This window comes from Pseudomonas sp. FeS53a, from assembly GCF_000931385.1.
GTDB lineage: Bacteria > Pseudomonadota > Gammaproteobacteria > Pseudomonadales > Pseudomonadaceae > Metapseudomonas > Metapseudomonas otitidis.
In genome coordinates, this window is sequence record NZ_JYFT01000060.1 from 165,428 (window position 1) to 191,079 (window position 25,652).

At 68.2% G+C, this 25,652-nt stretch carries 21 protein-coding genes; 7 read left to right on the forward strand and 14 right to left on the reverse strand.

What is annotated here, in order from left to right; all coding sequences use genetic code 11:
• Positions 1 to 2: 2 nt before the first annotated feature.
• Genes rng through mreB form a run of 5 tightly spaced genes read right to left on the reverse strand, consistent with a single transcriptional unit; the run spans position 3 to position 4,684 of the window.
• The gene (rng, locus tag SZ55_RS18830; protein WP_044409769.1) at positions 3 to 1,460 is read right to left on the reverse strand and encodes a ribonuclease G; all 1,458 of its coding nucleotides are present in this window, start codon (positions 1,458 to 1,460) and stop codon (positions 3 to 5) included.
• A gap of 9 nt (positions 1,461 to 1,469) precedes the next feature.
• Positions 1,470 to 2,063 (reverse strand): Maf family protein, encoded by a 594-nt coding sequence (locus SZ55_RS18835; RefSeq protein WP_044409772.1) that lies wholly within the window; start codon positions 2,061 to 2,063, stop codon positions 1,470 to 1,472.
• 48 nt (positions 2,064 to 2,111) lie between these two features.
• A complete protein-coding gene (gene mreD / locus SZ55_RS18840; RefSeq protein ID WP_044409775.1) occupies positions 2,112 to 2,600 on the reverse strand; it encodes a rod shape-determining protein MreD in 489 nt (162 codons plus the stop codon).
• Entirely contained in the window at positions 2,600 to 3,613 is a 1,014-nt protein-coding gene (mreC, locus tag SZ55_RS18845; protein ID WP_074971633.1) for a rod shape-determining protein MreC, read from the reverse strand. The genes mreD and mreC overlap by 1 nt, the downstream gene beginning before the upstream one ends.
• 33 nt (positions 3,614 to 3,646) lie before the next feature.
• Positions 3,647 to 4,684, reverse strand: coding sequence for a rod shape-determining protein MreB (mreB, locus tag SZ55_RS18850; protein ID WP_021217765.1), 1,038 nt, complete (start codon positions 4,682 to 4,684; stop codon positions 3,647 to 3,649).
• A 222-nt stretch (positions 4,685 to 4,906) separates the two neighbouring features.
• On the opposite strand from mreB, the gene gatC reads away from it, so the two are divergent.
• From gatC to SZ55_RS18875, 5 genes are all read left to right on the forward strand, one after another.
• Entirely contained in the window at positions 4,907 to 5,194 is a 288-nt protein-coding gene (gene gatC / locus SZ55_RS18855) for an Asp-tRNA(Asn)/Glu-tRNA(Gln) amidotransferase subunit GatC (protein ID WP_044409782.1), read from the forward strand.
• A gap of 15 nt (positions 5,195 to 5,209) precedes the next feature.
• Positions 5,210 to 6,661: an Asp-tRNA(Asn)/Glu-tRNA(Gln) amidotransferase subunit GatA gene (gatA, locus tag SZ55_RS18860; RefSeq protein ID WP_044409785.1), complete on the forward strand. Its 1,452-nt coding sequence runs from the start codon at positions 5,210 to 5,212 to the stop codon at positions 6,659 to 6,661.
• 11 nt (positions 6,662 to 6,672) lie between these two features.
• Positions 6,673 to 8,118 (forward strand): Asp-tRNA(Asn)/Glu-tRNA(Gln) amidotransferase subunit GatB, encoded by a 1,446-nt coding sequence (gatB, locus tag SZ55_RS18865; protein ID WP_044409789.1) that lies wholly within the window; start codon positions 6,673 to 6,675, stop codon positions 8,116 to 8,118.
• Positions 8,119 to 8,261: 143 nt separating this feature from the next.
• Positions 8,262 to 8,651, forward strand: a complete 390-nt coding sequence (locus tag SZ55_RS18870) for a septal ring lytic transglycosylase RlpA family protein (protein WP_044409792.1) — start codon at positions 8,262 to 8,264, stop codon at positions 8,649 to 8,651.
• Between the two features lie 13 nt (positions 8,652 to 8,664).
• Complete coding sequence (locus tag SZ55_RS18875) at positions 8,665 to 9,051, forward strand: carboxymuconolactone decarboxylase family protein (protein ID WP_044409795.1); 387 nt, start codon at positions 8,665 to 8,667, stop codon at positions 9,049 to 9,051.
• Positions 9,052 to 9,397: 346 nt separating this feature from the next.
• Here SZ55_RS18875 and SZ55_RS18880 read toward each other — a convergent pair whose 3' ends face one another.
• The 9 genes from SZ55_RS18880 to SZ55_RS18920 all read right to left on the reverse strand — a co-directional run bounded on the left by SZ55_RS18880 (position 9,398) and on the right by SZ55_RS18920 (position 22,801).
• Entirely contained in the window at positions 9,398 to 10,192 is a 795-nt protein-coding gene (locus SZ55_RS18880; protein WP_044409798.1) for a YfaP family protein, read from the reverse strand.
• A 5-nt stretch (positions 10,193 to 10,197) separates the two neighbouring features.
• Positions 10,198 to 11,853: a DUF2300 domain-containing protein gene (locus SZ55_RS18885; protein WP_044409800.1), complete on the reverse strand. Its 1,656-nt coding sequence runs from the start codon at positions 11,851 to 11,853 to the stop codon at positions 10,198 to 10,200.
• Between the two features lie 2 nt (positions 11,854 to 11,855).
• The gene (locus SZ55_RS18890) at positions 11,856 to 16,436 is read right to left on the reverse strand and encodes an alpha-2-macroglobulin family protein (RefSeq protein WP_082078283.1); all 4,581 of its coding nucleotides are present in this window, start codon (positions 16,434 to 16,436) and stop codon (positions 11,856 to 11,858) included.
• Complete coding sequence (locus SZ55_RS18895; protein WP_107329472.1) at positions 16,433 to 17,071, reverse strand: DUF1175 domain-containing protein; 639 nt, start codon at positions 17,069 to 17,071, stop codon at positions 16,433 to 16,435. Before SZ55_RS18895 ends, SZ55_RS18890 begins: the two co-directional genes overlap by 4 nt.
• Entirely contained in the window at positions 17,071 to 18,759 is a 1,689-nt protein-coding gene (locus SZ55_RS18900) for a DUF2138 domain-containing protein (protein ID WP_044409849.1), read from the reverse strand. The genes SZ55_RS18895 and SZ55_RS18900 overlap by 1 nt, the downstream gene beginning before the upstream one ends.
• Positions 18,760 to 18,794: 35 nt before the next feature.
• Positions 18,795 to 19,586: a YfaP family protein gene (locus SZ55_RS18905; protein ID WP_044409806.1), complete on the reverse strand. Its 792-nt coding sequence runs from the start codon at positions 19,584 to 19,586 to the stop codon at positions 18,795 to 18,797.
• A 137-nt stretch (positions 19,587 to 19,723) separates the two neighbouring features.
• Positions 19,724 to 20,665, reverse strand: coding sequence for an AEC family transporter (locus SZ55_RS18910; RefSeq protein WP_044409809.1), 942 nt, complete (start codon positions 20,663 to 20,665; stop codon positions 19,724 to 19,726).
• 296 nt (positions 20,666 to 20,961) lie between these two features.
• Positions 20,962 to 21,522 (reverse strand): response regulator transcription factor, encoded by a 561-nt coding sequence (locus tag SZ55_RS18915; RefSeq protein WP_044409812.1) that lies wholly within the window; start codon positions 21,520 to 21,522, stop codon positions 20,962 to 20,964.
• A gap of 22 nt (positions 21,523 to 21,544) precedes the next feature.
• Complete coding sequence (locus tag SZ55_RS18920; RefSeq protein WP_044409815.1) at positions 21,545 to 22,801, reverse strand: ATP-binding protein; 1,257 nt, start codon at positions 22,799 to 22,801, stop codon at positions 21,545 to 21,547.
• Between the two features lie 261 nt (positions 22,802 to 23,062).
• On the opposite strand from SZ55_RS18920, the gene SZ55_RS18925 reads away from it, so the two are divergent.
• Both SZ55_RS18925 and SZ55_RS18930 read left to right on the forward strand, forming a co-directional pair.
• Positions 23,063 to 23,779, forward strand: coding sequence for an SIMPL domain-containing protein (locus SZ55_RS18925; protein ID WP_044409818.1), 717 nt, complete (start codon positions 23,063 to 23,065; stop codon positions 23,777 to 23,779).
• A 214-nt stretch (positions 23,780 to 23,993) separates the two neighbouring features.
• Positions 23,994 to 25,595, forward strand: coding sequence for an ABC transporter substrate-binding protein (locus tag SZ55_RS18930; RefSeq protein ID WP_044409821.1), 1,602 nt, complete (start codon positions 23,994 to 23,996; stop codon positions 25,593 to 25,595).
• The last annotated feature ends 57 nt before the right edge of the window (positions 25,596 to 25,652 follow it).

Genomic DNA, 25,652 nt, shown 5'->3' on the forward strand with positions numbered 1-25,652 from the left:
CCTCAGAGCAGGACGACATCGTACTGCTCCTGGGAATACATGGCCTCGACCTGGAACTTGATGGTGCGCCCGATGAAGGCCTCCAGGTCGGCGACGTTGCCGGATTCCTCGTCCAGCAGGCGGTCCACCACCTTCTGGTTGGCCAGCACCCGGTAACCCTCGGCCTGGTAGGCGCGGGCCTCGCGGAGGATTTCGCGGAAGATCTCGTAGCAGATGGTTTCCGGCGTCTTCAGCATGCCGCGCCCCTGGCAGCTCGGGCAGGGCTCGCAGAGGTTCTGCATGAGGCTTTCGCGGGTGCGCTTGCGGGTCATCTGCACCAGGCCGAGTTCGGTGATGCCGATGATGTTGGTCTTGGCGTGGTCGCGCTCCAGCTGCTTCTCCAGGGTCCGCAGGACCTGGCGCTGGTGCTCCTCGTCTTCCATGTCGATGAAGTCGATGATGATGATCCCGCCGAGGTTGCGCAGGCGCAGCTGGCGGGCGATGGCGGTGGCGGCCTCGAGGTTGGTCTTGAAGATGGTCTCTTCCAGGGTCCGGTGGCCGACGAAGGCGCCGGTGTTCACATCGATGGTGGTCATCGCCTCGGTGGGGTCGATGATCAGGTAGCCGCCGGACTTCAGCAGCACCTTGCGCTCCAGGGCCTTCTGGATCTCGTCCTCGACGCCGTACAGGTCGAAGATCGGCCGTTCGCCGGGGTAGTGCTCCAGGCGGTCGGCGATCTCGGGCATCAGTTCGTCGACGAACTGGGTGACCTTCTGGAAGGTCTCGCGGGAGTCGATGCGGATCTTCTCGATACGCGGGTTCACCAGGTCACGCAGGGTGCGCAGGGCCAGGCTCAGGTCCTCGTAGATCACCGAGGGGGTGGAGGCGGTCTGCATCTGCCCGGAGATCTGCTCCCAAAGGCGACGCAGGTAGCGGATGTCCACCAGGATGTCTTCGCGACGGGCACCATCGGCGGCCGTGCGCAGGATGAAGCCGCCGACTTCCTCGATGCCCTCGGCGGCGACGCAATCGGCCACCACCTGCTTGAGGCGCTCGCGCTCGGCTTCGTCCTCGATCTTCAGGGAGATGCCCACGTGGGCCGTGCGCGGCATGTACACCAGGTAGCGCGAGGGGATCGACAGCTGGGTGGTCAGGCGCGCGCCCTTGGTGCCGATGGGGTCCTTGGTGACCTGCACCACCAGGCTCTGCCCTTCATGCACCAGCGCGGTGATGTTCTCCACTGCGCTGCCTTCGCGGGTGGAGATTTCCGAGGCGTGGATGAAGGCGGCGCGGTCCAGGCCGATGTCGACGAACGCCGCCTGCATGCCCGGCAGCACGCGCACCACCTTGCCCTTGTAGATGTTGCCGACGATGCCGCGACGCTGGGTCCGCTCGACGTGCACTTCCTGCAGCACGCCGTTTTCCACCACCGCCACGCGCGATTCCATCGGCGTGATATTGATCAGGATTTCTTCGCTCATGCTGAAAACCTACCTGAGGCGCTGCCAACAAGGAATGCCGAACTGCCCGAGTAGTTCCGCCGTTTCCAGCAACGGTAGCCCGACCACGGCGGAATAGCTGCCCTGCAGATCGGCGACGAAGACCGCGCCCAGGCCCTGGATGGCATAGCCGCCGGCCTTGTCGGTGGGCTCGCCGCTGGCCCAGTAGGCCTCGCGCTCGGCCAGGGAGATGTCACGGAAGCGCACCCGGCTGGTCACCAGCCGGGAGACGCAGCGGGAGCGGTCGGCCAGGGCTACGGCGGTGAGCACCTGGTGTTCGCGCCCGGAGAGCGCGGCCAGCATGGCCAGGGCGTCGTCACGATCCAGGGGCTTGCCGAGGATGCGACCGTCCAGCACCACGGCGGTGTCGGCACCCAGTACGCAGTGGCCGTCGCTCGCAGCGCCCAGCGCAGCCAGGCCGGCAGCAGCCTTTTCCCGTGCCAGGCGCTCGACGTAGGCCGGCGCGGATTCACCGGGCAGCGGGGTTTCATCGATGGGGGCGCCCAGGGTCTGGAAGGGAACGCCGATCTGCGCCAGCAGTTCGCGGCGGCGGGGCGATCCGGAGGCCAGGTGGAGCGTGGCCATGCAGACTTCTCCATGTCGAGAAGACCCCGCGGCATGGCCGCAAGGCGATCAGTGGACGTTGAGGCGCCGACTCAGGCCGCGCATGGCGGCGAAGACCCAGGGCCAGAGCAGCCCGCTCACCAGGGCGGGCAGGAGGAACAAGAGGGTCGGCGGGCGGTTGCCGGTGAGGGCGTTGAGCCAGAGCTGCACCAGTTGCGCCAGGCCGAAGACCACCATCAGCACCAGGCTCTGTTGCCACATGGGGAACATGCGCAGGCGCTGGTGCAGATTGAGCACGAGGAAGGTGACCAGGGCCAGCACCAGGGCGTTCTGCCCCAGCAGCGAGCCGTAGAGCACGTCCTGGGCGATGCCGACGATCCAGGCGGTGGTCATGCCCACGCGCTGGGGCAGCGCCAGGGTCCAGTAGGTCAGCAGCAGGGCGGGCCACAGCGGGCGACCGACCTCCATGAAGCTGGGCATCGGCGCGACGCTGAGCAGCAGGGAGACCAGCAGGCTGAAGCCGATCACCCAGCCATTGCGGGGGCGCGCAGTGGCCATCAGTGGTTGCCTCGGGAAGCGGGAGCCGCCTGGGCAGGCGCAGCGGGCGCGGCTGCAGGTGCCGGGGATGCAGCAGGCGTCGCAGCCGGTGCCGGCTGTGCAGCGCCCTGGGGCTGGGCGGCCTTGCTGGCGGCCTCGCGGTCGGCGGCTTCCTGGGCCTCGGCAGCGGCATTGGCACGCTCCTCGGGGCTCCGGGTGTCAGTGAATACCAGCAGCACGTAGCGGCTGCGGTTGAGAGCAGCGGTGGGCACCGCGCGGACGATGGCGAAGGGCTGGCCGGAGTCGTGGATGACTTCCTTGACCGTCGCCACCGGGTAGCCGGCGGGGAAGCGCTGGCCCATGCCGGAACTCACCAGCAGGTCGCCTTCCTTGATGTCGGCGGTATCGGCCACATGGCGCAGTTCCAGGCGCTCCGGGTTACCGGTGCCGCTGGCGATGGCGCGCAGGCCGTTGCGGTTCACCTGCACCGGGATGCTGTGGGTTGTGTCGGTGAGCAGCAGCACGCGGGAGGTGTAGGGCATGACTTCCACCACCTGCCCCATCAGGCCACGGGCGTCGAGCACCGGCTGGCCGAGGAACACGCCATCCTTCTCGCCCTTGTCGATGAGGATGCGGTGGGTGAAGGGGTTGGGGTCGACGCCGATCAGCTCGCCCACCAGCACCTTCTCGTCCACCAGGGCGGACGAGTTGAGCAGCTCGCGCAGGCGCACGTTCTGCTCGGTGAGGGCCGCCAGCTTCTGCAGCCGGCGCTGCATCAGCAGGGCCTCGGCCTTGAGTTTCTCGTTCTCGGCGATGAGCACGCTGCGGCTGGTGAACTGGTCACTGATGCCGTCCCACACGCGCACGGGCAGGTCCGCCAGCCAGTAGAAGGGCGTGAGGACCGATCCCAGCTGGCTGCGAACGGGCTTGAGGGTCTCGAAGCGGGCGTCCACCACCATCAGGGCAGCGGACAGCACGGCGAACGCCAGCAGGCGCACGCCGAGCGAGGGTCCCTTGGCGAATAGCGGTTTGATGGGCCGCTCCTAAGGCGAATGGGCTCTCCGACCTTACTCGGTGGAGAGCAGGTCCATCGCGTGGCGATCCATCATTTCCAGGGCACGGCCGCCGCCACGGGCCACGCAGGTCAGCGGGTCCTCGGCGACGATCACCGGCAGGCCGGTTTCCTGGGAGAGCAGCTTGTCCAGGTCACGTAGCAGGGCGCCACCGCCGGTGAGCACCAGACCACGCTCGGCGATGTCGGACGCCAGTTCCGGCGGGGATTGCTCCAGCGCGCTCTTGACCGCCTGGACGATGGTCGCCAGGGATTCCTGCAGCGCTTCGAGCACTTCATTGGAGTTCAGGGTGAAGCTGCGCGGTACGCCTTCGGCCAGGTTGCGGCCACGGACGTCGATCTCGCGGACTTCGCCACCGGGGAAGGCGGTGCCGATTTCCTGCTTGATGCGCTCGGCGGTGGATTCGCCGATCAGGCTGCCGTAGTTGCGGCGCACGTAGGTGACGATGGACTCGTCGAAACGGTCGCCGCCCACGCGTACGGATTCGGCATAGACCACGCCGTTCAGGGAGATCAGGGCGATCTCGGTGGTGCCGCCGCCGATGTCGACGACCATGGAACCACGGGCTTCCTCGACCGGCAGGCCGGCACCGATGGCCGCAGCCATGGGTTCTTCGATGAGGAACACTTCGCGGGCACCGGCGCCCAGGGCGGATTCACGGATGGCACGGCGCTCGACCTGGGTCGACTTGCACGGCACGCAGATCAGCACACGGGGGCTGGGCTGCAGGAAGCTGTTCTCGTGAACCTTGTTGATGAAGTACTGCAGCATCTTCTCGCAGACGCTGAAGTCAGCGATCACGCCGTCTTTCATCGGGCGGATGGCGGAAATATTGCCGGGAGTACGACCGAGCATGCGCTTGGCTTCGGTACCGACGGCCACGACGCTCTTCTGGTTGCCGTGGTTGCGGATCGCGACCACGGACGGCTCGTTCAGGACGATGCCGCGTTCGCGCACATAAATAAGGGTATTGGCAGTGCCCAGGTCGATCGACAGATCACTGGAAAACATGCCACGCAGTTTCTTGAACATGGGAGAGGGACCCTAGGCAACGCGTGGGTAAAAAAGTGCGGCAAACTCTAACAACGGCAGGGATTTTGGGCAAGGCAGGCGTTGTGCTAAATTGCCGGTTTTTCTGGGCCTCCGGGCCCATCATCGCGGCCTTTGACCGCCCGTTCGCGGTACCGTTCCCGACCCTCCTCCCACCCGGTCGGATGCCCCCGGCGGCCACCGCATTTTCAGTTGGAGAACCCGATGGCGCTTGAACGCTCCGACGTGGAAAACATCGCCCGCCTGGCCCGACTGGGCCTGAACGAAGGCGATATCCCGCGTACCACCGAGACCCTGAACAACATCCTCGGCCTGATCGATGCGATGCAGGCCGTGGACACCGACGGCGTCGAGCCGCTGGCCCACCCCCTCGAAGCCACCCAGCGCCTGCGCGCTGACGAGGTGACCGAGGAGAACCACCGCGACGCCTACCAGGCCATCGCACCGGCCGTCGAGAACGGCCTCTACCTCGTCCCCAAAGTCATCGACTAAGGAAAGGGTTACCCCATGCATCAATTGACCCTGGCCGAGATCGCCCGCGCACTGGCCGCCAAGGGATTCTCCTCCGAGGAGCTGAGCAGCGCCCTGCTGGCGCGCATCCAGGCCCTCGACCCGCAGCTCAACAGCTTCATCACCGTCACCGCCGACCAGGCCCTGGAACAGGCGCGTGCCGCCGACGCCCGTCGCGCCGCCGGCGAGAACGGCGCCCTGCTCGGCGCGCCGATCGCCCACAAGGACCTGTTCTGCACCCTCGACGTGCGCACCAGCTGCGGCTCGAAGATGCTCGACAACTTCAAGGCGCCCTATGACGCCACCGTGGTCGCGAAGCTCAAGGCCGCCGGCGCCGTCACCCTCGGCAAGCTGAACATGGACGAGTTCGCCATGGGCTCCGCCAACGAATCCAGCCACTACGGCCCGGTGAAGAACCCCTGGGCGCTGGACCGCGTGCCCGGCGGCTCCTCCGGTGGCTCCGCCGCCGCCGTCGCCGCGCGCCTGGTGCCCGCCGCCACCGGCACCGACACCGGCGGCTCGATCCGCCAGCCCGCCGCCTTCACCAACCTCACCGGCATCAAGCCCACCTACGGCCGCGTCTCGCGCTGGGGCATGGTGGCCTACGCCTCCAGCCTCGACCAGGGCGGCCCGCTGGCCCGCACCGCCGAGGACTGCGCCCTGATGCTCGGCGCCATCGCCGGTTTCGACCCGAAGGACAGCACCTGCGTCGACGCCCCGGTGGACGACTACCTCGCCGCCCTCGCCCAGCCCCTGGCCGGCCTGCGCATCGGCCTGCCGAAGGAGTACTTCGGTGCCGGCCTCGACGCGCGCATCGGCGCAGCGGTGATGGCCGTGGTGGAAGAGCTGAAGAAGCTCGGTGCCACCGTCAAGGACATCTCGCTGCCCAACATGCAGCACGCCATCCCGGCCTACTACGTCATCGCCCCGGCCGAGGCCAGCTCCAACCTGTCGCGCTTCGACGGCGTGCGCTTCGGCCACCGCTGCGAAGACCCCAAGGACCTGATGGACCTGTACAAGCGCTCCCGCGCCGAAGGCTTCGGCAGCGAAGTGAAGCGCCGCATCATGGTCGGCACCTACGCCCTGTCCGCCGGCTACTACGACGCCTACTACCTCAAGGCCCAGAAGATCCGCCGCCTGATCAAGAACGACTTCGTCGCGGCCTTCGCCGATGTCGACGTCATCCTCGGCCCGACCACGCCCAACCCGGCCTGGAAACTGGGCGCGAAGAACAACGACCCCGTCGCCGAGTACCTGGAAGACATCTACACCATCACCGCCAACCTCGCCGGCCTGCCGGGGCTGTCCATGCCCGCCGGCTTCGTCGACGGCCTGCCGGTAGGCGTGCAGCTGCTTGCGCCCTACTTCCAGGAAGGCCGCCTGCTCAACGTGGCCCACCAGTACCAGCAGGTCACCGACTGGCACAAACAGGCCCCGGCCGGATTCTGAGGACGACACACATGCAATGGGAAACCGTGATCGGGCTGGAAATCCACGCACAGCTCAGCACCCAATCGAAGATCTTCTCCGCCAGCGCCACCACCTTCGGCGCCGAGCCCAACACCCAGGCCAGCCTGGTTGACCTGGGCATGCCCGGCACCCTGCCGGTGCTCAACGCGGAAGCCGTGCGCATGGCGCTCAAGTTCGGCCTGGCCATCGACGCCGAGATCGGCGCGCGCAACGTCTTCGCCCGCAAGAACTACTTCTACCCGGACCTGCCCAAGGGCTACCAGACCAGCCAGATGGACCTGCCCATCGTCGGCAAGGGCCACCTGGACATCACCCTGGAAGACGGCACCGTCCGCCGCATCGGCATCACCCGTGCGCACCTGGAAGAGGACGCCGGCAAGAGCCTGCACGAAGACTTCCACGGCATGAGCGGCATCGACCTGAACCGTGCCGGCACCCCGCTGCTGGAGATCGTCTCCGAGCCGGAGATGCGCAGCGCCAAGGAAGCCGTCGCCTACGCCAAGGCCATCCACGCCCTGGTGCGCTACCTCGGCATCTGCGACGGCAACATGGCCGAAGGCTCCCTGCGCTGCGACTGCAACGTCTCGGTGCGCCCCAAGGGCCAGGCCGAGTTCGGCACCCGCCGCGAGATCAAGAACGTCAACTCGTTCAAGTTCATCGAGCGCGCCATCAACGCCGAGATCGAGTGGCAGATCGACGAGCTGGAATCCGGCCGCAAGATCGTCCAGGAAACCGTGCTCTACGACGTGGCAGCCAACAAAACCCGCTCCATGCGCAGCAAGGAAGAAGCCAACGACTACCGCTACTTCCCCTGCCCCGACCTGCTGCCGGTGGTGATCGAGCAGAGCTTCCTCGACGAAGTGCGCGCCCAGCTGCCGGAGCTGCCGGTGCAGAAGCGCGAGCGTTTCGAGAGCCAGTTCGGCCTCTCCGCCTACGACGCCAGCGTGCTCTCCGCCAGCCGCGAGATGGCCGACTACTTCGAGGCCGTGCAGCGCACCTGCGGCGACGCCAAGCTGGCCGCCAACTGGGTGATGGGCGAGCTCTCCAGCCTGCTCAACAAGGACGGCCTGGAGATCGAGCAATCGCCCGTTTCCGCCGAGCACCTGGGCGGCATGATCCTGCGCATCAAGGACAACACCATCTCCGGCAAGATCGCCAAGATGGTCTTCGAAGCCATGGCCGCCGGTGAAGGCAGCGCCGACGCGATCATCGAGAAGAAGGGCCTCAAGCAGGTCACCGATTCCGGTGCCATCGAAGCCATGCTCGACGAAGTCCTCGCCGCCAACGCCGAGCAGGTCGAGCAGTACCGCGCCAGCGACGAAGCCAAGCGCGGCAAGATGTTCGGCTTCTTCGTCGGCCAGGCCATGAAAGCCTCCAAGGGCAAGGCCAATCCGGGGCAAGTGAACGAACTGCTGAAGAAAAAACTCGAAGGGTGAGCCGGACTGGCCAACCCATGGGTTGGCCCGGCGAACGACCGGCCAGGGAGGGCCGGAACGGGATTCCCGGTTGACCCGGTGCAGCGTCAGGAAGCCCGACGCTGCGCACAAGCACCGGTCAACCGCTTCCTGGAGACGTCCTGATGTGGCGATCCCTCAGCTCACTTCCGCTATTGGCCGGCCTGGCCCTGCTGGCCGGCTGCAGCACCCCCGGCTTCTTTTCCGGTGAAACCGGCGGCACCTACCGTGAGGACGGCGAAGCCTCGTACTACGGCGCACGCCACCACGGCAAGCGCACCGCCAGCGGCGAGCGCTTCGACCAGAACGCCCTCACCGCCGCCCACCGCACCCTGCCCTTCGGCACCCGGGTGAAAGTCACCAACCTGAACAACGACCGCAGCGTCGTGGTGCGCATCAACGACCGCGGCCCCCACACGCGCGGCCGCCTCATCGACCTCTCGCGCCGCGCCGCCGAAGCGCTGGACATGCTGCGCAGCGGCGTGGCCCCGGTGCGGCTGGAATCCCTCGACTGACTGGAGAATCACCATGAGCGACGCACGCAAACCCGGCGTCCAGGTCCGCCGCGAAGTGATGGGCGACGCCTTCGTCGACCGCGCCCAGGGCAATGCCACCGAATTCACCCAGCCCCTGCAGGACTTCGTCAACGAACACGCCTGGGGCGGCGTGTGGAACCGCGAAGGGCTCGACCGCAAGACCCGCAGCCTCATCACCCTCGCCGCCCTCACCGCCCTGAAGTGCCCCCAGGAGCTGAAAGGCCACGTGCGCGGGGCCTTGAACAATGGCTGCAGCGTGGAGGAAATCCGCGAGGCGCTGCTGCACTGCGCGGTGTACGCCGGCGTACCGGCCGCCATCGACGCCTTCCGCGCCGCCCAGGAAGTGGTCGACGCCTGGCAGGCCAACCCGCAGGGCTGACGCCGGAACGATGGGTGGGAAAAGCGTAGGGGGATGGCGCTGTTTCCATCCACCAACGGAGCTGTCAGCGGCTTCGATGGTGGGCTGAAGCGGAACGCCGCCCGGCCCCCCTTCGGTTCCCGCGAGGGCTGGCAGATCTTGAGGGAGAGCGACCGATAAGCCCCAGCCGCCGGCACGCCTTCACCCGTAGGATGTGGTGAGCCCGCGAACCGCATCAAACCCCGCTCACCAGGCCAACGTCGTGCGCACCGCTCGGCGCTCATACGACGCGTAGGGCGGTTCGCGCACCATCGATCCACCGCCCCAGGCGCCCCAGCATGCGCCGAGGCTCAGCCCAAAGAACCGATCAGGGGTAGCTGAAGCTCTTCACCAGGGTGAGTTCGCCCGGCTGGCGCATGGGCACGATGAAGTTTTCCTGCTTCTCGCTCGGTGTGCCTTCCTCGGTGATGACCGTCACCTGGGCGGTGATCAGCGGCTGGGCAGGGCCTTCGGTGCCGTCGTCGCTGCCGTAGTAACCGCCGCCGTAGTAGTTCACGTACACCAGGTACTGCCCCTTGAGCGGGGTCGGGCTGGCGATCATTTCCGGGCCGTAGCCGGTGGTCACGTCAACGTCCAGCGCCGTGCCGTTGGGGGCGCTGCGGTCGCCGTACCAGATGTGGGCGCCATCCGGCGTCACCAGGTGCAGGTCCAGGTCGGTGTTGTCGGCATCCCAGGAGAGCACCACGCGCATGCGCGCCGGTACGCCGCCCTTGGCCCGGCTGTAGAACTGCACGCGGTGGGATTGCTTGCCGTCCGGGCTGCGCACTTCGACGCTGTTGCTGCCGGAGGGGAACACGAAGGGCCGCTGGAAGCTGCCGTCCTCGTCCACCTTCAGCGGCATGCTCACGCCGTTGACCACCAGGGTTCCGGGGCCGCTGGCCGCTTTCGGCATGCCGGTGATCGCGCCCTTGATCAGCGCGGTATCGGCCTGGTCCGACGCGGTGTTGACCGAGGAGGCCGGGTAGTTGACCTCCTGCATGAAGTGCTCGCCCGAGCCGGCGCCTTCGCGCCAGCCACCGCGCGGCGTGTCGAGTCGCACCTCGGCGCTGGCGAGCAGCGGCGTCAGGGCCAGGAACAGGGAAGCAAGGGAGGCGCAGCGCATGGGGATCATTCCAGTAGCAGTTGGCGGGCGAGCCGCTCGACGTAGGCTTCGTCCTGGCCGTTGGGGTGGGCTTCGAAGGCCAGGTGCAGGTATTCGTGGGTCAGGTCGAGGCGGTCCTGCAGGGAAAACAGGCCGCGCACGAAGATGCGCCGCCGCTCGCGGTCGACATGAGGTCGGCCGGAGGCCAGGCGGCACACCGAGAACTGCGGGATTTCAGCGTAGCCCGGCTCGGCATCCAGCACCGGGCGCCACTCGCGGCGCTGGCGGCGCAGCCAGTCCTCGGCGTTGGGCAGGGCCTGGCAGGCCGCCACGGGCTTGTCCCAGCGGCTGAGGCTGGCGCGGGGGAAGGCACGGGCGAGGATGCTGTCGTAGCGCACGCCCTCCTTGGCCTCCGTCACGGCCTGCTGCCAGGACAGGCGATCCGGGCCGGCGCGCTCGCTGTGGTAGGTCACCGTGCTGCCGGCCAGCACCAGGTCGGCAGTCCAGGCGGCGATGGTGCGGCTGGCAGCGGAAGCCGGGCGGGGGGCAACCCGCTGGCTGGAACTGCTGTCGTCGATGACCAGGCACTCGCCGCGGCGCACGGCGTTCTGCACCAGGTAGGTCCGCACTGCCACGGCCAGGGCCTTGGCGGCCTCGGCGGGTTCGGGTGCCGCCTCGCGGTCGAGCACGCGGGCCACGTAGTCCTCGCGCTCCAGGTGAGCGGTCAGCGCCAGGCCATCGTCACGGCGTTCGAGGAAGAGCTCGCCCTGGCTTTCAATGTCCAGGCGGTTGCCGTTCTCGAACAGCACCTGGTAGCGCCCGCGCAGGGCACCGGGCGCCACAGGCGTGGACTGGCCGGCGAGGCTCACCTCGCGCAGCGGATAGCGGCTGAACAGCCGCACCTCCACGCAGCTGCCCGGGTCGCGAGGCCAGCTCACCGGCAACGTGCGTTCGAGCACCTCGGCGTACTGCCCGAGAACGCGCTGGCTGGTGCCGGGGCCGCCGGCCCAGACCGGCGTGCCGTCGTTCAGCCAGCCGGCGAAGCCGCCCTGGCGGGCCTGGGGATCGGCGTCGGCGAGCCAGCTCCAGGTCTTCACCCGCAGGCGCGCGCCCAGGGCGGCGAGCACGCCGGCATCACGGGCCTGGAGCGGTACATCGAGCAGCACGCGGCGGGCCTCGTCCTGGGCCGGCAGGGTCTGCAGCTGGGCCAGCAGGTCGGCCACCGGGACCCGCGCCTCGGGCTTCAGCGCATCAAGGCGTTGCAGCCAGGCCGGGGCACTGCGTGCCTGCCAGTAACGGGACCAGTCATCCGGGGTCACCCCGAGGCGTGCCGGGTCGAAATACAGGCCGCAGGATTTCACCAGGGCCTGGTCACGGTCGATGCGTTCGCCGGGGTTGCAGCAATACACCTCGTCACGGTCGTGGCCGAGGCACTGGTAGCCAGGGTCCGGCTGTTGCCGGTCCACCAGGTAGGCATAGACGAAGAGTTTCCACAGGCTGCCCAGGGGCGCCTGGCGCTCGGCGGGCAAGGGACCGCGCGCCAGCACGCGGCTGCGGTCCAGTTCGAGCAGTTCGTTACCGACCGGGGTGCGCCAGGCCAGGGCGAGGGGCGCCTCGGCGGCCCCCACCGGGAGGGCCGCCAGCGCCAGCAGCGCAGCGGCCACGCGCAGGCCCCTGGTCAATCTCAATCGACCTTGATCTGTCCCAGCGCCGGTTCGCTCTCCAGCGCCTGCTCCTGCGGCGCGTAGAGGCGGACGTAGCGCGCCGGCGGCAGCTGGAACTCGCCTTTTTGCGAGAAGCGCACCAGGTGACGCAGCACCAGGGCACCCTCCAGGCGATCCACCGGGACGGCGTAGACCATCTGCCCCGGCTCGTTGCGGGCCTTCTCCAGTGCGGAGGCTTCCTCGCCTTCCAGGCCGGAAACCTGGATGCCCCAGGTGGTGCGCTCGACATCGGCACCGGGCGGCAGCGGCACTTCCAGCAGGCCGTAGCGCAGGGCGCGGCCGGCCTGGGCGCTCAGCACCACTTCGTCCAGGTAGAGGGCGTCGCTGGAGATGTCACCGGGCTTGGCCTCTTCGGCCTTGAAGGTGAAGGGCTCGCTGCCCGGTACCAGGCGCAGCAGGCGGCGGCTGATCTCCACCGGCAGTGCGGCACCCGCGCCGGCAGCCTGGGCGCTCTGGTAATCCAGGCGCACGTCCACCGGGTGGGCCAGGTCGGTCGGCAGGTCGAGGGTGGCGGGCACACCCTGGCCATGCCACTGCCAGTAGCGTTCGCCGCTGTCGCCTTCGCGGGCCTGCCAGTCGCCTTGCGGGGCGATGGCCAGGTCCGGGCCGGCCTTGTCCAGGCTGCGCTGCAGCCAGGTCAGGGCCAGGGCGCGCTCGACGGTGGACTGCCCCGGCGCCAGGCGCTTGAGCAGGGCAGCCGCACGCACCGGGTCGGCTCCATTGAGGTACAGGCCGAGGGCTTCGGCGAAGGGCTGCTGGCTGGCGGACAGGCGCTCGCGGGCAGCACCCAGCTGGGCGTCCAGCGCTGCCGGCACGCGGACTTGCAGCTGACGGGCGAGACCGGCAGTGAGCACGCGGGCAGCCGCCAGGCCGAGGGACGACTCCGGTGCGGCCATCACCAGGCTGGCGCGGCCGTCGTCCACCTCGGGCACGTTCTCGCCGTCGCCGGCGGCGGCCAGGTCGGCCATCAGGCCTTCCATCAGGGTGTTCACCGGCAGGCCCATGTCGCGGGCGAAGGCCAGCACCAGGGCACGCTGCAGCAGCGGGGTGTTGGGGGCCTGGGCGGCGTAGGTGTCCAGCACGCGCTGCCAGTGGTCCGGCGGCAGTTGAACCTCCAGGGCACGGCTGGTGTACCAGTCGGCGTAGTAGGCGTAGGCGGTGAGGAAGGCGTCGGCATCGGCCTCGTCGCCCCACCAGGTGAACACCGCTTCCGGGCCGGCCATCTGCACCAGGCGCAGGCGACCGGTCTGCATGACCAGGCGCAGGCGGTCGCTCACGCGGCGCTCGCCCTGGGCCAGGGTCGGGTAGGCCACGGCCAGCGGCAGCAGGCGGCTGGCGGTCTGCTCGACGCCGCCATAGGGGTAGGCGAGCAGGTCGTCGAGGGCGCCACGGAACAGGGCCTGGCCGTTGTCGTCCTGGCGCAGGCGGATGGCGCTGGCATCGGCCGGCAGGCCCAGCTCGGTCTTGCCGGCGTAGGCCACCAGGCTCTTGCTCTGGGCACTCGGCCAACCGTCGGCGGCCAGGTGCAGGGCCACGTCGAGGGCATCGACGGCCTGGCCGTCACGCACCAGTTCGGCGTGGAAGTCCCCTTCGGCCACGGCCGGAACCGTCAGCGGCAGGTAGTTGATGCCCTTGGCCAGTTCCACCGTGGTGCGCTGTTCCTGGCCGGCGTAACGGGTCACCAGCTCGGCCTTGGAACCGGCTTCGCCCTGGTTGAAGGCGAACAGGCCGAGGGTCGGGCGGTCGCCCTTGCGGAAGCTGGTGGGGCCGCTCCACTTGAGGTACAGCGGCTTCTCGGAGCGCACGAACTGGCGCTTCTGGCCCACCTGGCCATCGGCGTTCATGGCCCGTGCAGTGATGCGCCAGCGGGTCAGGGAGTCCGGCACGCGGAAGCTGAAGCGCACCTTGCCGTTGGCGTCGGTGACCAGGTCCGGCTGCCAGGCGGCGGTGTCCACGTCCTCGCGGCGCGGACGCTCCAGCACCTTCACGCCACGGTCGCTGCGGTTGGCGCGGCCGGGCGCGGTGGCGCTGCCGGGCAGGGCCAGGTCGTAGGCGATGAACGAGAGGCTGGCGCTGGTGCGCACGTTGTTGCGGCGCGGGTGGTAGAAGAACTGGTCGATGCCCGGGGCGATCTCCGGCTGCAGCGCGTAGATCATCTCGTCCACCACGCTGACGGTGAGGCGCGAGGCGGTGGGCTTGCCTTCGTAGCGGGTGGTCAGCTCGACGGTGACGGTGTCACCCGGGCGGGCCACTTCCTTGTCGGCCACCACCTCGATGTCGATCTGCGGCGTGGCCACCTTGATGCCGGCGTTCTGGAAGCTGTAGTCGCCGCCACGGGTGTACAGCGCGGAGAAGGTGATGTTGGGCGAGAAGGTCTTGCCCACCGGGATGCGCGCGCGGTACTGGGTGTCGGAGAGGCGCTCCAGCTTCAGCCAGTCGCCGCCCTTGGACAGCAGTGCGGTGGCTTCCACCTTGTCGCGCTCCAGGGTCAGCAGGGCATCGCTCACCGGCTCGGGGAAGGTGATCAGCGCCAGGGCTTCCTCGCCGGCCTTGTACTCGGCCTTGTCGAGGACGATCTCGATGGTGCCGGCCACGGACTTCACGCCGTCGCCGCTGACCGAGTGGCCGGTGGCGCCGAGGATCAGGCCCTTGTCGTCCTTCAGGGTGATGCTGTAAGTGCCGGGGCGCTCGAACTTCAGGTCGAAGCCGTCGCTGCCGCCGGCCAGGGTGCCACCCTGGGTGCTCTGGTCTTCCAGGCGGACCCAGTCGTAGCGGGCTGGCTTGAGGTCGCTCGGGCGCTCGCTGCGGAAGCTGAAGTGCACCGACTCACCGGCGCTGCTGAAGCGCTGCGGCGCGGTGAGGGCGTAGCGGGCGGCGCCGCGCTCGATGAGGATCTCCTTGCTGGTGCGCACGCGGTAGGCGGCGCCGTCGCTGGCGAACACGGTGAGCAGGTAGCGGCTGGGCTTCTCGGCGGCCGGCAAGTTGAGTTCGGCACGGCCCTGGGCGTCGGTGGTGAGCTCGGTGCTCTCCAGCTCCACCGGGAACTGCCCGAGGTACTGCAGTTCGTTGTCGATCATCGACAGCTGCTGGGCGCGCAGGCTCAGTTGCAGGCGGGCGTTGGCCACCGGCTTGCCGTCCGGGTAGAGCAGCACCAGGGCGCCCTTGACCGGTTCGCCGGTGCGGAAGTCCGGCTTGGCCAGGTCCAGCGACACTTCGAAGTGCGGCTTGATGTACTCGGCCACGCGGAAGGCGCTGCTGTAGATCTGGTCGCGGTAGCGGAAGCGCAGTTCATAGCCACCGGCCACGGCGTTGCGCGGCAGCTGGAAGCGACTCTGGGTGCCGGACTGGCCGTCCAGCGCCAGGTCCAGGGTCTGCAGCTCGGTGCCGTTGGCGTCGAGCACGCTGAGTTTCAGCGGCGCGGCGGTGGGGGCGACCGAGTCGCGGGCGTTCTTGAATTCGCGGCCGACGATCTTCACCTCGACCCAGTCGCCCGGGCGGTACAGCGGGCGGTCGGTGAAGGCGTAGAGCTTGGTGTCGTAGATCTCGCTGTCGTAATAGAAGTTCTCGGAGACGAACACGCCGCCTTCGGCGTCCTCGCCCAGCACGTAGGAGCGCTCGGGGCTGCCGTGGCCGAGGCGCAGCAGGCCCTGGGCATCGGTGGTGCCGCTGGTCATCACGCCCAGGCCGTCGCTCCACAGCACCTTGGCATCGGCCACCGGCGTGCCTTCGTGCTTGCGGGCGGTCCACACCAGCAGCTCACCGCCGGCGATCTTGCTCACGGCCACGGTGTTGGAGACGAACACCACGGTGGTGGCGCGGTACTTGCCGACGATGGCTTCGGTCAGGTACAGGCCGGGCTTGAGCTTGCCGAGGGGGATGTAGACGTTGCCCGGCTGGGTGCTGGTGAACTGGCTGGAGGAGCCGGCCAGCTCGACGCCCTTCGGCGGTTCGATGGGCTTGGCCTGCCACAGCGGGTAGCGGAACTGCGCCACCATCGGCATGCCCTTGAGCGGTGCGTACTGCACCTGCGGGGTGAACTCGGTGGGCTGGCGGATGGCCTCGCCCATGCTCAGTTCGGGGGCTTCTTCGGTGACCTGCTTGCGCGACTCGTAGGAGAAGGCCCGCTGCATCACCCGACGCGACTTGCGGTACCAGTTGTCCCAGAGGTAGGCCAGGGTGTTGGACAGGCCCTCGCCCTTGAAGTCGCCCTCGGTGCTCACGCGGTGCAGGTTCTTCTGCCGCTTGAGGAAGTCGAGGGGGTTCTCGATGCGGTACACGCGGATGTCGACGCCGCCGTACTCCTCCATCCGGTAGCGACGGTAGTCGCGGCCGGGAGCCTCCAGGCGCACCTGGGCCACTTCATCGGTGGCGAAGCTGCTGTCGGAGAGCAGGAAGAAAGACTCGCCCGCCAGGGGCGTGTAGCCGCTGGCCGGCACCTCGTCCTCGGCCTGGGTAAGCGCCGGCAGGGCCAGGGGCAGCACCAGCGCCATCAGCGCGGCAGCTGACAGGCGCGCCGCACGGCGCAGGGGGCTGGCGTTCATCGGGCGAGGAAGTTCAGTCGATAGATGCCGATAAAGTTGGGGTTGGATTCGTCGGGGATCCATCGGGTGTCCTTCCATTTCATGAGTTGTTGCAGGCTGACGGAGCGCATGCCGTTATCGGTCGGGGTGCTGGTGCCGGTGTGGTAGGCGATTTCCCGCCCCATCCAGATCATCAGGTGCTGGTCATCACCCTGGTCGAAGAAGATCAGGTCGCCGGGACGGGCCTGGTTGAGGTCGCGGCCGGCGAACCGGCTGTTGTGCTGAATGAGTTTGATGGCGTTGACGTAGGGGCCGACCTTGCCACCGCCCTGCTGCCAGTTCTGCGCGAGCTGGCGCTGGGCGTCGCTCAGCTCCAGCTCCGGCGGCAGGTAGCGATTGGACAGGCCATTGGCGCGCAGCCACTTGGCGTCGTGGACCTTGAGCGCCTCGTTGGCAGCGAAGCGCACCAGGCCGGCGCAATCCTGCTGGTGCCAGCGCGGGCTCGGGCCCTGGCGCAGCTGCTCCTGGGCGATGCGCACGAACCAGGCGCGGAACACCTGAGACTGCTCGGGGTCGAGCCCCACCGTTTCGTCGGCGCGCAGCACCAGGCTCCACGCCATCAGCAGCGCGGCCAGCCCGAACGGCAGGCGACGGATCACAGGGAGCGCCATTCCAGGGGCAGCCATTCCCACGGGTCGCTGGCCTGGGTGTCGGCCGGCAGTGCCAGGGCGTACTTGCCGTGGCCACCGAGGGCCCGCAGCTTGGGCAGCAGGTGGGCTTCGGCGGCGTTGCGGAACACCGGCTCGTCGTTGCTCGGCAGGCTGTCGAGGGTTTCCCGCTCCAGCAGCTTGGCCAGGCCTTCGGGGGCCAGGTAGGCCGGCACCAGGGCGTCCTTGGGCAGGGTCTCGCCCAGGGGCGGGAAGCGCTTGTCGAGGGTATCCAGGCCCTTGGTCACCAGCTTGTCGTCCAGGGAGAACAGCAGGGTGTCGCCATGGCGCGCCAGGCTCACGTGGAAGTAGCCACGGGAGGCCAGGGCATCGGGGTTGGCGCTCTGGGATGCGGGGTACTGGCCGAAGTTGGAGCCGACGTCGCGGGCCCAGATGCGGGCGGCGCCACGGGTCTGGCTCTCCAGCGGGAAGCGGCCGCCTTCGGCATAGGGTTCGAAGGCACCGATCACCGAGCCGAACAGGCCTTCGATGGCCGGGTCCATCTGGCCGGAGGCCGCCTCGTCGAGGTGGGCGACCAGCAGCGGCGAATGCAGGCGTGAGTCGGCGTACCAGCACAGGCCGGCGGTGGTGCCGAGGCGCTTGCCGAGCTGTTCGGTGACCTCCTTGCCGGCACCGACGCGGTCCAGCAGGCGGGCATTCACGCCCGGCGCCACGGGCAGCGCGACGCAGGCGCTGGCGCCCATGGGCATGGCCTGCCACACGGGCTTGAAGTCGAACTTGGCCTGGTCGTCCACCTCGTTGAGGGCGACGTAGCTGCGCCAGCCCTTGTCGTCCATCTCGAAGCGCAGGCCGGCGAAGCTGGGCAGGAAGCGCTGGTAGCCGAAGGCGAGGAATTCACCGCCCAGGGCGATGCGCTGCTGCTCCTGGCCACGGGCCTTGAGGCCGAAGCGCTCGGGGAAGGGATCATCGCCGGCCATCAGGCCTTCGACCGTCTCGGTCTCGGCGCGGGCCAGCTTGCCGGATTCGTCCAGCAGCATGCCGGGGCTGGAGAGCACCAGCAGCTTGTCGCCATGGCTGGCCAGCAGCACCGAGCGCTCGCCCAGGTAGCGCAGGCTGTAGAGCGGCACGCTGTCGCCGTCCACCCGCAGCTCGCCCACCTGGCTCAGCTGGGTGTCGTCCAGGGCGGCGTGGGCCAGGGGCTCCAGCACGCGGGCCAGGCCGCCGCGCTGCAGGGTCACCAGCACGTGTTTGAGCTTGCCGTCGGCACCCCGCCAGGCCGCGACTTCGGCAGGCTGGTCGAGCAGTTCGTCGATCAGCGAGTCCTGCAGCTTGAGGTCGTGCTCGTAGATGATGCGACGCAGGCTGCCGGCCAGGCCGAGGCGGTCGGCGTTGTCCTGGTAGTAGAAGACGAAGTCCTCGGTGAGGGTGTCGCGCAGCAGCGGCACCGCGAGGATGTCCTTGGGCAGGCGGCTGAGGGAGGCGCTTTCGATCAGGGCGTCAGGGCGCTTGAGGTCCAGCCCCAGGGCGCTCTGTTCGGCCAGGTCGCGCGGCTCCTGCTTGTCGCAGCCCCCCAGCAGGCCGGCGGCCGCCAGCGGCAGCAGCAGGCCGAGGGCCAGAGCGCGCGGGTGACGCGCCAGGGCAGTGCGGGCGCTTTCAGGAGTGGTGTTCTGGTTCATGGTGAAAAACCCCGGTTCATCCACGCGGCGGGACATCAGAAGTTGAAGGATTTGACGAGCACCAGCTCACCGATGGCCCGCAAGGGCACGACGAAGGACTCACGCTTCTCGTTCACGGTGTTCTCGTTGAACACCAGGCTGATCTGCGACGTGATGACCTCGTTCTGGTTGCTGCCGGCTTCGAAGTTGTAACCATTGGCGCCGTAGTTGCCCCAGTAGTTCACGTACACCAGGTAGGTGCCGTGCAGGGGCGCGGCCATGGTGAACATTTCCGGGCCGGGGCCGTCGACGCTGTCGGTGTCCAGGCCGCCGCCGTTGCTCATCACCGGGTCGGCCCAGAAGGCGTGCTGGCCGTCGGGGGTGACGATGTGCAGGTCGAGTTCGGCCTTGGGATCGTCCCAGCCGAGCACCACGCGCAGGCGCGCCGGGGTGCGGCCGGTGTTGGCTTCGTAGAACTGCACGCGCTTGAGCGACTTGCCGTCGCCAGACACCACTTCGACGCTGTTGGAGCCGGCACCGAACGCGTACGGGCGGACGAAACGTCCAGCGTCATCGGTGTAGAGCGGCAGTGGGTTGCCGTTGACCACCAGGCGGTGCTGCGGGCGGACGTGGCCGATGTTGGCCAGGCGTCCTTCGATGAGGGTGCGGTTGCGCTGTGCGCCCCGGTCGATGGGCGGCGTCGGGTAGGCAACCGCCGGGTTTTCGCTGCGATCGAGCAGGCCGGCGTAGCGCCAGCCAGCACTGGGGCCCTCCAGCGTCGCGGACGGCTCGGCCGCCCAGACAAGGGGGGCCAGGAGCAGCAGGCTGAGCAGCGAAACGGCGCGCATGTTTAATCCGTTAATGGCGCAAAGGCCGCGATGCTAGCCCTCCCCACGCCAAGACGCAACGCGCGGGACCGAGGAGTCGGAAGCGCCTCACATTTTGATACAGCTTGCCCAAGGCCCCGCAGGCCGGGGCACCGGGCCTAGATCAGGCCGAGCAGCTGCAGGCTCAGCAGGCCGATGTTGGTGGTCACCACGGCGGCCAGGGTGGTGATGACGATGATGGAGGCGGCCAGCGCGTGGTTGCCGTTCACCGCCCGCGCCATGACGAAGCTGGCGGCAGCCGTGGGGCTGCCGAAGTAGAGGAAGAGGATCGCCAGCTCAGCCTGGCGGAACCCCAGGGCCCAGGCCCCGGCGGTGGCCAGCAGCGGCAGCCAGACCATCTTCATCAGGCTGGAGCTGATGGCCAGGCGGCCGCTCTCGCGCAGGGACGCCAGCGACAGGGTGCCGCCGATGCAGATCAGCGCCAGCGGCAGGGTCATCTGGGCGAAGTACTCGCCGGAGGTGATCAGCCAGGCCGGCAGCGGCAGTTGCAGGTAGGCCACGGGGATGGCGGCGAGCACGCCGATGATCAGCGGATTCTTCAACACGCCCTTGATCAGGCTCCAGGGATCGGCGCGCATGCCCGGTGCGTAGACCGTCAGCACGATGGACGACAGGGTGTTGTAGCAGAGGATCACCACCCCCCCGAGCAACCCGCCCACCGACAGGCCGTAGTCGCCGTACATGCTGGTGGCCAGGGCGAGGCCGATGATGCCGTTGTTTCCACGGAACGCACCCTGGGTGTAGATGCCCCGGTCCGCCTCCGGGCAGCGCCAGAGGGCCCAGAGCCAGGCCAGGCCGAAGCAGCCCAGGGTGGCCACGACGAAGTAGGCGATGAGCGCGGGCTGCAGGGCGGTGCTCAGGTCCGCCTTGATGATGCCGAGGAACAGCAGGGTCGGCATGGTGCCGCGGAAGACCAGGCTGGAGGCGGTGTCGATGAAGGGAGCGTCGATCCAGCCCAGGCGGCGCAGTAACACGCCAAGGAACAGCATGGAGAACACCGGGGCGGTGATGCCGAGGATCTGCTGGACGACGGAGAACATGACGGGCCTGGGCGGGATTGGTTAGGCGGCTAAGAATACCAAGGCCCGGCCACCAGTGGCTTTCAGGACGCTTTCAGGGGAAGAAAAACCGGAGGGTCCTGAGCGACCCTTGGCTTGAGGGGGGAAGCCTGATCGCGGATGAACCCGTGCCTGTGGGGCGGCGGCGCTGCGCGCCGCTTGGCGACTGAAGTCGCCCCTGCAGGTGCGGTGCCGTAGGCGTAGCCCGGACTTCAGTCCGGGGCTGGTCGCCCGCTCCCGGGCTGAAGCCCGGGCTACGGAGCGCGCCGCGTACGGCCTCAGCGACGGACCGGGCGCTTCTGCAGCTTGCGCTGCAGGGTGCGGCGGTGCATGCCCAGGGCGCGGGCGGTGGCGGAGATGTTGCCATCGTGCTCGGCCAGCACGCGCTGGATGTGCTCCCACTGCAGGCGGTCCACCGACATGGGGTTCTCCGGCACCAGGCTTTCCACATCGGCCTGCTGGGACAGCAGCGCGGTCAGCACGTCGTCGGCGTCAGCCGGCTTGCACAGGTAGTTGGTGGCGCCGCGTTTGATGGCCTCCACAGCGGTGGCGATGCTGGAGTAGCCGGTGAGGATGACCACCCGCATGTCCGGGTCCAGCTCCAGCAGCTTGGGCAGCAGCACCAGGCCGGAGTCGCCTTCCATCTTCAGGTCCAGCACGGCGTAGTCCGGCAGGTCGTCCTTGGCCAGGGCCAGGCCCTCGTCGGCCGAGCCGGCCACCGACACGCGCAGGCCCCGGCGGCTCATGGCGCGGGCCATGACGCGGGTAAAGGTGGCGTCGTCGTCCACCAGCAGCAGGTGGGGCTGTTCTTCGCCGTCGATCAGGGGTTCTTCGCTCATGTCGAGTCCTCTCGTGGTGGGCTCAGGCGACACCGTGGCTGCGGGGTAGGCGCAGCTCGGTGAGGGTACCGCCCTCTTCGTGGTTGTACAGCTTCACCGTGCCACCGGCGCGCGTCACGCTGGCCTGGCTGAGGAACAGGCCGAGGCCGAATCCCTTGCCCTTGGTGGTGAAGAAGGGCCGGCCGAGTTGCTCGGCGATGGCCAGGGGAACGCCGGCGCCCTGGTCGCGGATGCTCAGCACCATCCATTGATGGTCCCAGTCCAGGCGAATGTCGAGTTTCTCCGGACAGGCGTCGGCAGCGTTGTTCAGCAGGTTCAGCAGGGCCTGGGTCAGGTCGGCCGGCGGGCGCAGGCGCGGCGCCAGGCCAACGCCCAGGCACTGGTAGCGGTAGGTGGCTTCCGGGCGCATCAGGTGCCAGCGGTTGAGGGTCGCCTCCAGCCATTCCACGGCGGTCTGGTCCACCACGGCCTGGCGGCGGTCCGCCTCGGCGGCGCGCACCAGTTGCTGCAGGGTTTCCTTGCACAGCTTCACCTGCTCCTGCAGCAGCGCCAGGTCATCCTGCAGGGCCGGCTTGTCGCCGTACTCCTGGCGCAGCTCCTTGAGCAGCACGCTCATGGTCGCCAGCGGGGTGCCCAGCTCGTGAGCGGCGCCGGCGGCCTGGGTGGCCACGGCCAGCAGCTGCTGGTCACGCATGCTTTCCTCGCGGCGCACGGCGCGCAGCTGGTCCTGGCGGCGCAGCTCCTCGGTCATGCGGGCGGCGAAGAAGGTGATCAGTGCCGCTGCCAGGGCAAAGCTCAGCCACATGCCGTAGATCAGCATCGCCTCGCGCTGCTCCACCGGCATCTCCAGCGGGTGGAACCACACCAGCAGCAGGGTGTACGCCGCCAGCGCCAGCCCCGCCAACACCAGGGTGTAGACCCAGGGCAAGGTGGCGGCGGCGATGGTCAGCGGCACCAGGTAATAGGAAACGAAGGGGTTGGTGGAGCCGCCCGAGTAATAGAGCAGCACGCTGTGGATGACCAGGTCGCAGGCCAGCTGCACCGAATACTCCAGCTCGGTGACCGGCCACGGGCCGCGCAGGCGCAGGGTGGTGCTCACACAGAGCACCAGCGACACCGCCAGGGTCACCGACAGCTCCAGCCAGGGCAGTTCCAGCAATTGCGCGCGGTAGGCAAGGCCCACCGAACCGGCCTGGGCGGCCAGTACGAGCACACGGATGAGGGTCAGACGCAGGAGGTTCTGCCGGCTGGCGGACAGGTGGTGTAAGGGTTCGAGCATGGGCACTCCAAGAATTCGGCGGAGTATAACCAAGGCGCCTGGCGCACCGCTGATATGCGTCAACTCGCCGCATCGTTGCGCGGCGGTGGCTCATGGGCAGCGCGACTGCGCAGCCTGCATGCCAGAGCGGCTGATAACGGGAAGCCGTGATCGAACGAAAAAAATTCCTGCGGTCTTAACCCGGACCGCACGGAACGCCCGTCTACCCTGTTGACTGCCGCAAACCGCGCGCACACCCACTGCCTCTCACAAGGAGCCGACATGCAAGCCATCACCCGCCTCTCCGCCGCCCTCGCCCTGGCCACCGCCGCCTTCGCCAGCCTCCCGGCCATGGCCGACGAGGCGCGCTACAACCAGGTGGCCCTGCGTGCCGAGGTCAGCCAGGACGTGGCCCATGACCTGATGCACGTCACCCTGTTCAGCGAATCCGAGAACAGCGACCCGGCCAAGCTGGCCGCCGAGATCACCCGCACCCTCAACGCTGCCGTCGAAAAAGCCCGCGCCACCAAGGGCATCACCGTCAGCCTCGGCAGCCGCAACAGCTACCCGGTCTACGACGACAAGGGCCAGAAGATCACCCGCTGGCGCGAGCGCGCCGAAGTGCGCCTGGAAAGCGCCGACTTCGCCGCGCTGTCCCAGCTCAGCGCCGACCTGATGGGCAGCCTGAAGATGGCCGGCATGGACTTCAGCATCGCCGACGCCACCCGCAAGAAGAACGAAGATGCCCTGCTGAAGGATGCCGTCGACGCCTTCAAGGCCCGCGCCCAACTGGCGACCCAGGCCCTGGGCGGCTCCGGCTACAAGCTGGTGAGCCTCAACCTCAACAGCGACGGCTTCCAGCCGCGCCCGATGATGGCCATGCGCGCCGCCAAGGCCAGCATGATGATGGCCGAAGACGCCCCGGCACCGGAGATCGAAGCCGGCACCAGCCGCGTCAACGTCACCGCCGATGGCGTCATCGAGGTGCAGATGCCCTGACACGGGGCCCGGGCCACCCGCACGAACGGGTGGCCCCAGGCTGCGAACGGTCGCGAACTTGCAGAATTGCGACACCGCCTTACAGCATCGCCACAGCTTCTACACTCATGTCCCACCATGGCTTGCCTCGGGCATGTGCCATGCATAGTTTCGGGCGAGGCGCCTTACGAGGGCGCCCCTCACGATGAAGAACACAACAAGACATGAGGTCAAAATGCGTAAAAACGCCGTCATCCAAGCGCTTCTCGCTGCCGGGCTGATCGCCGGCGCACCGCTGGCCAGCGCCGCCGGGAACCTGGTGTTCTGCTCCGAAGGCAGCCCCGCCGGCTTCGACCCCGGCCAGTACACCACCGGCACCGACTTCGACGCCGCCGCCGAGACCGTCTTCAACCGCCTGACCCAGTTCGAGCGGGGCGGCACCGCCGTCATCCCCGGCCTGGCGGAGAAGTGGGACGTCTCCCCCGACGCCCTCACCTACACCTTCCACCTGCGCCCGGGCGTGAAGTTCCACACCACCGAGTACTTCAAGCCCACCCGCACCTTCAACGCCGACGACGTGCTGTTCACCTTCCAGCGCATGCTCGACAAGGACCACCCGTTCCGTAAGGCCTACCCCACCGAATTCCCCTACTTCACCGACATGGGCATGGACGCCAACATCGCCAAGGTCGAGAAGCTGGACGACATGACCGTCAAGTTCACCCTCAACCAGGTGGACGCGGCCTTCATCCAGAACCTCGCCATGAGCTTCGCCTCCATCCAGTCCGCCGAGTACGCCGACCAGCTGCTCAAGCAGGGCAAGGCCGCCGACCTCAACCAGAAGCCCATCGGCACCGGCCCGTTCGTGTTCAAGCGCTACCAGAAGGACGCGCAGATCCGCTTCGCCGGCAACAAGGACTACTGGAAGCCCGGGGACGTGAAGATCGACAACCTGATCTTCGCCATCAACACCGACGCCTCCGTGCGCATGCAGAAGCTCAAGGCCGGCGAGTGCCAGATCACCCTCTTCCCCCGCCCCGCCGACCTCGAGGCGCTGAAGAAGGACACCAACCTCAACATGCCGTCCCAGCCGGGCTTCAACCTCGGCTACATCGCTTACAACGTCACCCACAAGCCCTTCGACAAGCTCGAAGTGCGCCAGGCGCTGGACATGGCGGTGAACAAGAAGGCCATCATCGACGCCGTCTACCAGGGTGCCGGCCAGCTCGCCGTCAACGGCATGCCGCCGACCCAGTGGTCCTACGACGAGACCATCAAGGACGCCGGCTACAACCCCGACAAGGCCAAGGAGCTGCTCAAGGCCGCCGGCGTAGCTGAAGGCACCGAGATCACCCTCTGGGCCATGCCCGTGCAGCGCCCCTACAACCCCAACGCCAAGCTGATGGCCGAAATGCTCCAGGCCGACTGGGCCAAGGTCGGCATCAAGGCCCGCATCGTCACCTACGAATGGGGCGAGTACATCAAGCGCGCCAAGGGCGGCGAGCACGACGCCATGCTGATCGGCTGGAGCGGCGACAACGGCGACCCGGACAACTGGCTCGGCACCCTCTATGGCTGCGACGCCATCGACGGCAACAACTTCTCCAAGTGGTGCAACACCGACTACGACAAGCTGGTCAAGCAGGCCAAGGCCAACCCCGACCAGGCCCAGCGCACCGAGCTGTACAAGCAGGCCCAGCACATCCTCAAGGACCAGGTGCCGATCACCCCGATCGCCCACTCCACGGTCTACCAACCGATGCGCAAGAACGTGCAGGACTTCAAGATCAGCCCGTTCGCCCTCAACTCGTTCTACGGCGTGAGCGTCGGCAAGTAACCCGGCAGGCGGGGCACCACGCCCCGCCCTCCCGGCACCAGGCGCCCGCACCAGGGC

Bases quoted from the DNA above. Each gene is read 5' to 3' on its own strand.
- rng (WP_044409769.1), bottom strand. From the start codon at position 1,460: ATGAGCGAAGAAATCCTGATCAATATCACGCCGATGGAATCGCGCGTG.
- SZ55_RS18835 (WP_044409772.1), bottom strand. From the start codon at position 2,063: ATGGCCACGCTCCACCTGGCCTCCGGATCGCCCCGCCGCCGCGAACTG.
- mreD (WP_044409775.1), bottom strand. From the start codon at position 2,600: ATGGCCACTGCGCGCCCCCGCAATGGCTGGGTGATCGGCTTCAGCCTG.
- mreB (WP_021217765.1), bottom strand. From the start codon at position 4,684: ATGTTCAAGAAACTGCGTGGCATGTTTTCCAGTGATCTGTCGATCGAC.
- gatC (WP_044409782.1), top strand. From the start codon at position 4,907: ATGGCGCTTGAACGCTCCGACGTGGAAAACATCGCCCGCCTGGCCCGA.
- gatA (WP_044409785.1), top strand. From the start codon at position 5,210: ATGCATCAATTGACCCTGGCCGAGATCGCCCGCGCACTGGCCGCCAAG.
- gatB (WP_044409789.1), top strand. From the start codon at position 6,673: ATGCAATGGGAAACCGTGATCGGGCTGGAAATCCACGCACAGCTCAGC.
- SZ55_RS18870 (WP_044409792.1), top strand. From the start codon at position 8,262: ATGTGGCGATCCCTCAGCTCACTTCCGCTATTGGCCGGCCTGGCCCTG.
- SZ55_RS18875 (WP_044409795.1), top strand. From the start codon at position 8,665: ATGAGCGACGCACGCAAACCCGGCGTCCAGGTCCGCCGCGAAGTGATG.
- SZ55_RS18880 (WP_044409798.1), bottom strand. From the start codon at position 10,192: ATGCGCTGCGCCTCCCTTGCTTCCCTGTTCCTGGCCCTGACGCCGCTG.
- SZ55_RS18890 (WP_082078283.1), bottom strand. From the start codon at position 16,436: ATGAACGCCAGCCCCCTGCGCCGTGCGGCGCGCCTGTCAGCTGCCGCG.
- SZ55_RS18900 (WP_044409849.1), bottom strand. From the start codon at position 18,759: ATGAACCAGAACACCACTCCTGAAAGCGCCCGCACTGCCCTGGCGCGT.
- SZ55_RS18905 (WP_044409806.1), bottom strand. From the start codon at position 19,586: ATGCGCGCCGTTTCGCTGCTCAGCCTGCTGCTCCTGGCCCCCCTTGTC.
- SZ55_RS18910 (WP_044409809.1), bottom strand. From the start codon at position 20,665: ATGTTCTCCGTCGTCCAGCAGATCCTCGGCATCACCGCCCCGGTGTTC.
- SZ55_RS18915 (WP_044409812.1), bottom strand. From the start codon at position 21,522: ATGAGCGAAGAACCCCTGATCGACGGCGAAGAACAGCCCCACCTGCTG.
- SZ55_RS18920 (WP_044409815.1), bottom strand. From the start codon at position 22,801: ATGCTCGAACCCTTACACCACCTGTCCGCCAGCCGGCAGAACCTCCTG.
- SZ55_RS18925 (WP_044409818.1), top strand. From the start codon at position 23,063: ATGCAAGCCATCACCCGCCTCTCCGCCGCCCTCGCCCTGGCCACCGCC.
- SZ55_RS18930 (WP_044409821.1), top strand. From the start codon at position 23,994: ATGCGTAAAAACGCCGTCATCCAAGCGCTTCTCGCTGCCGGGCTGATC.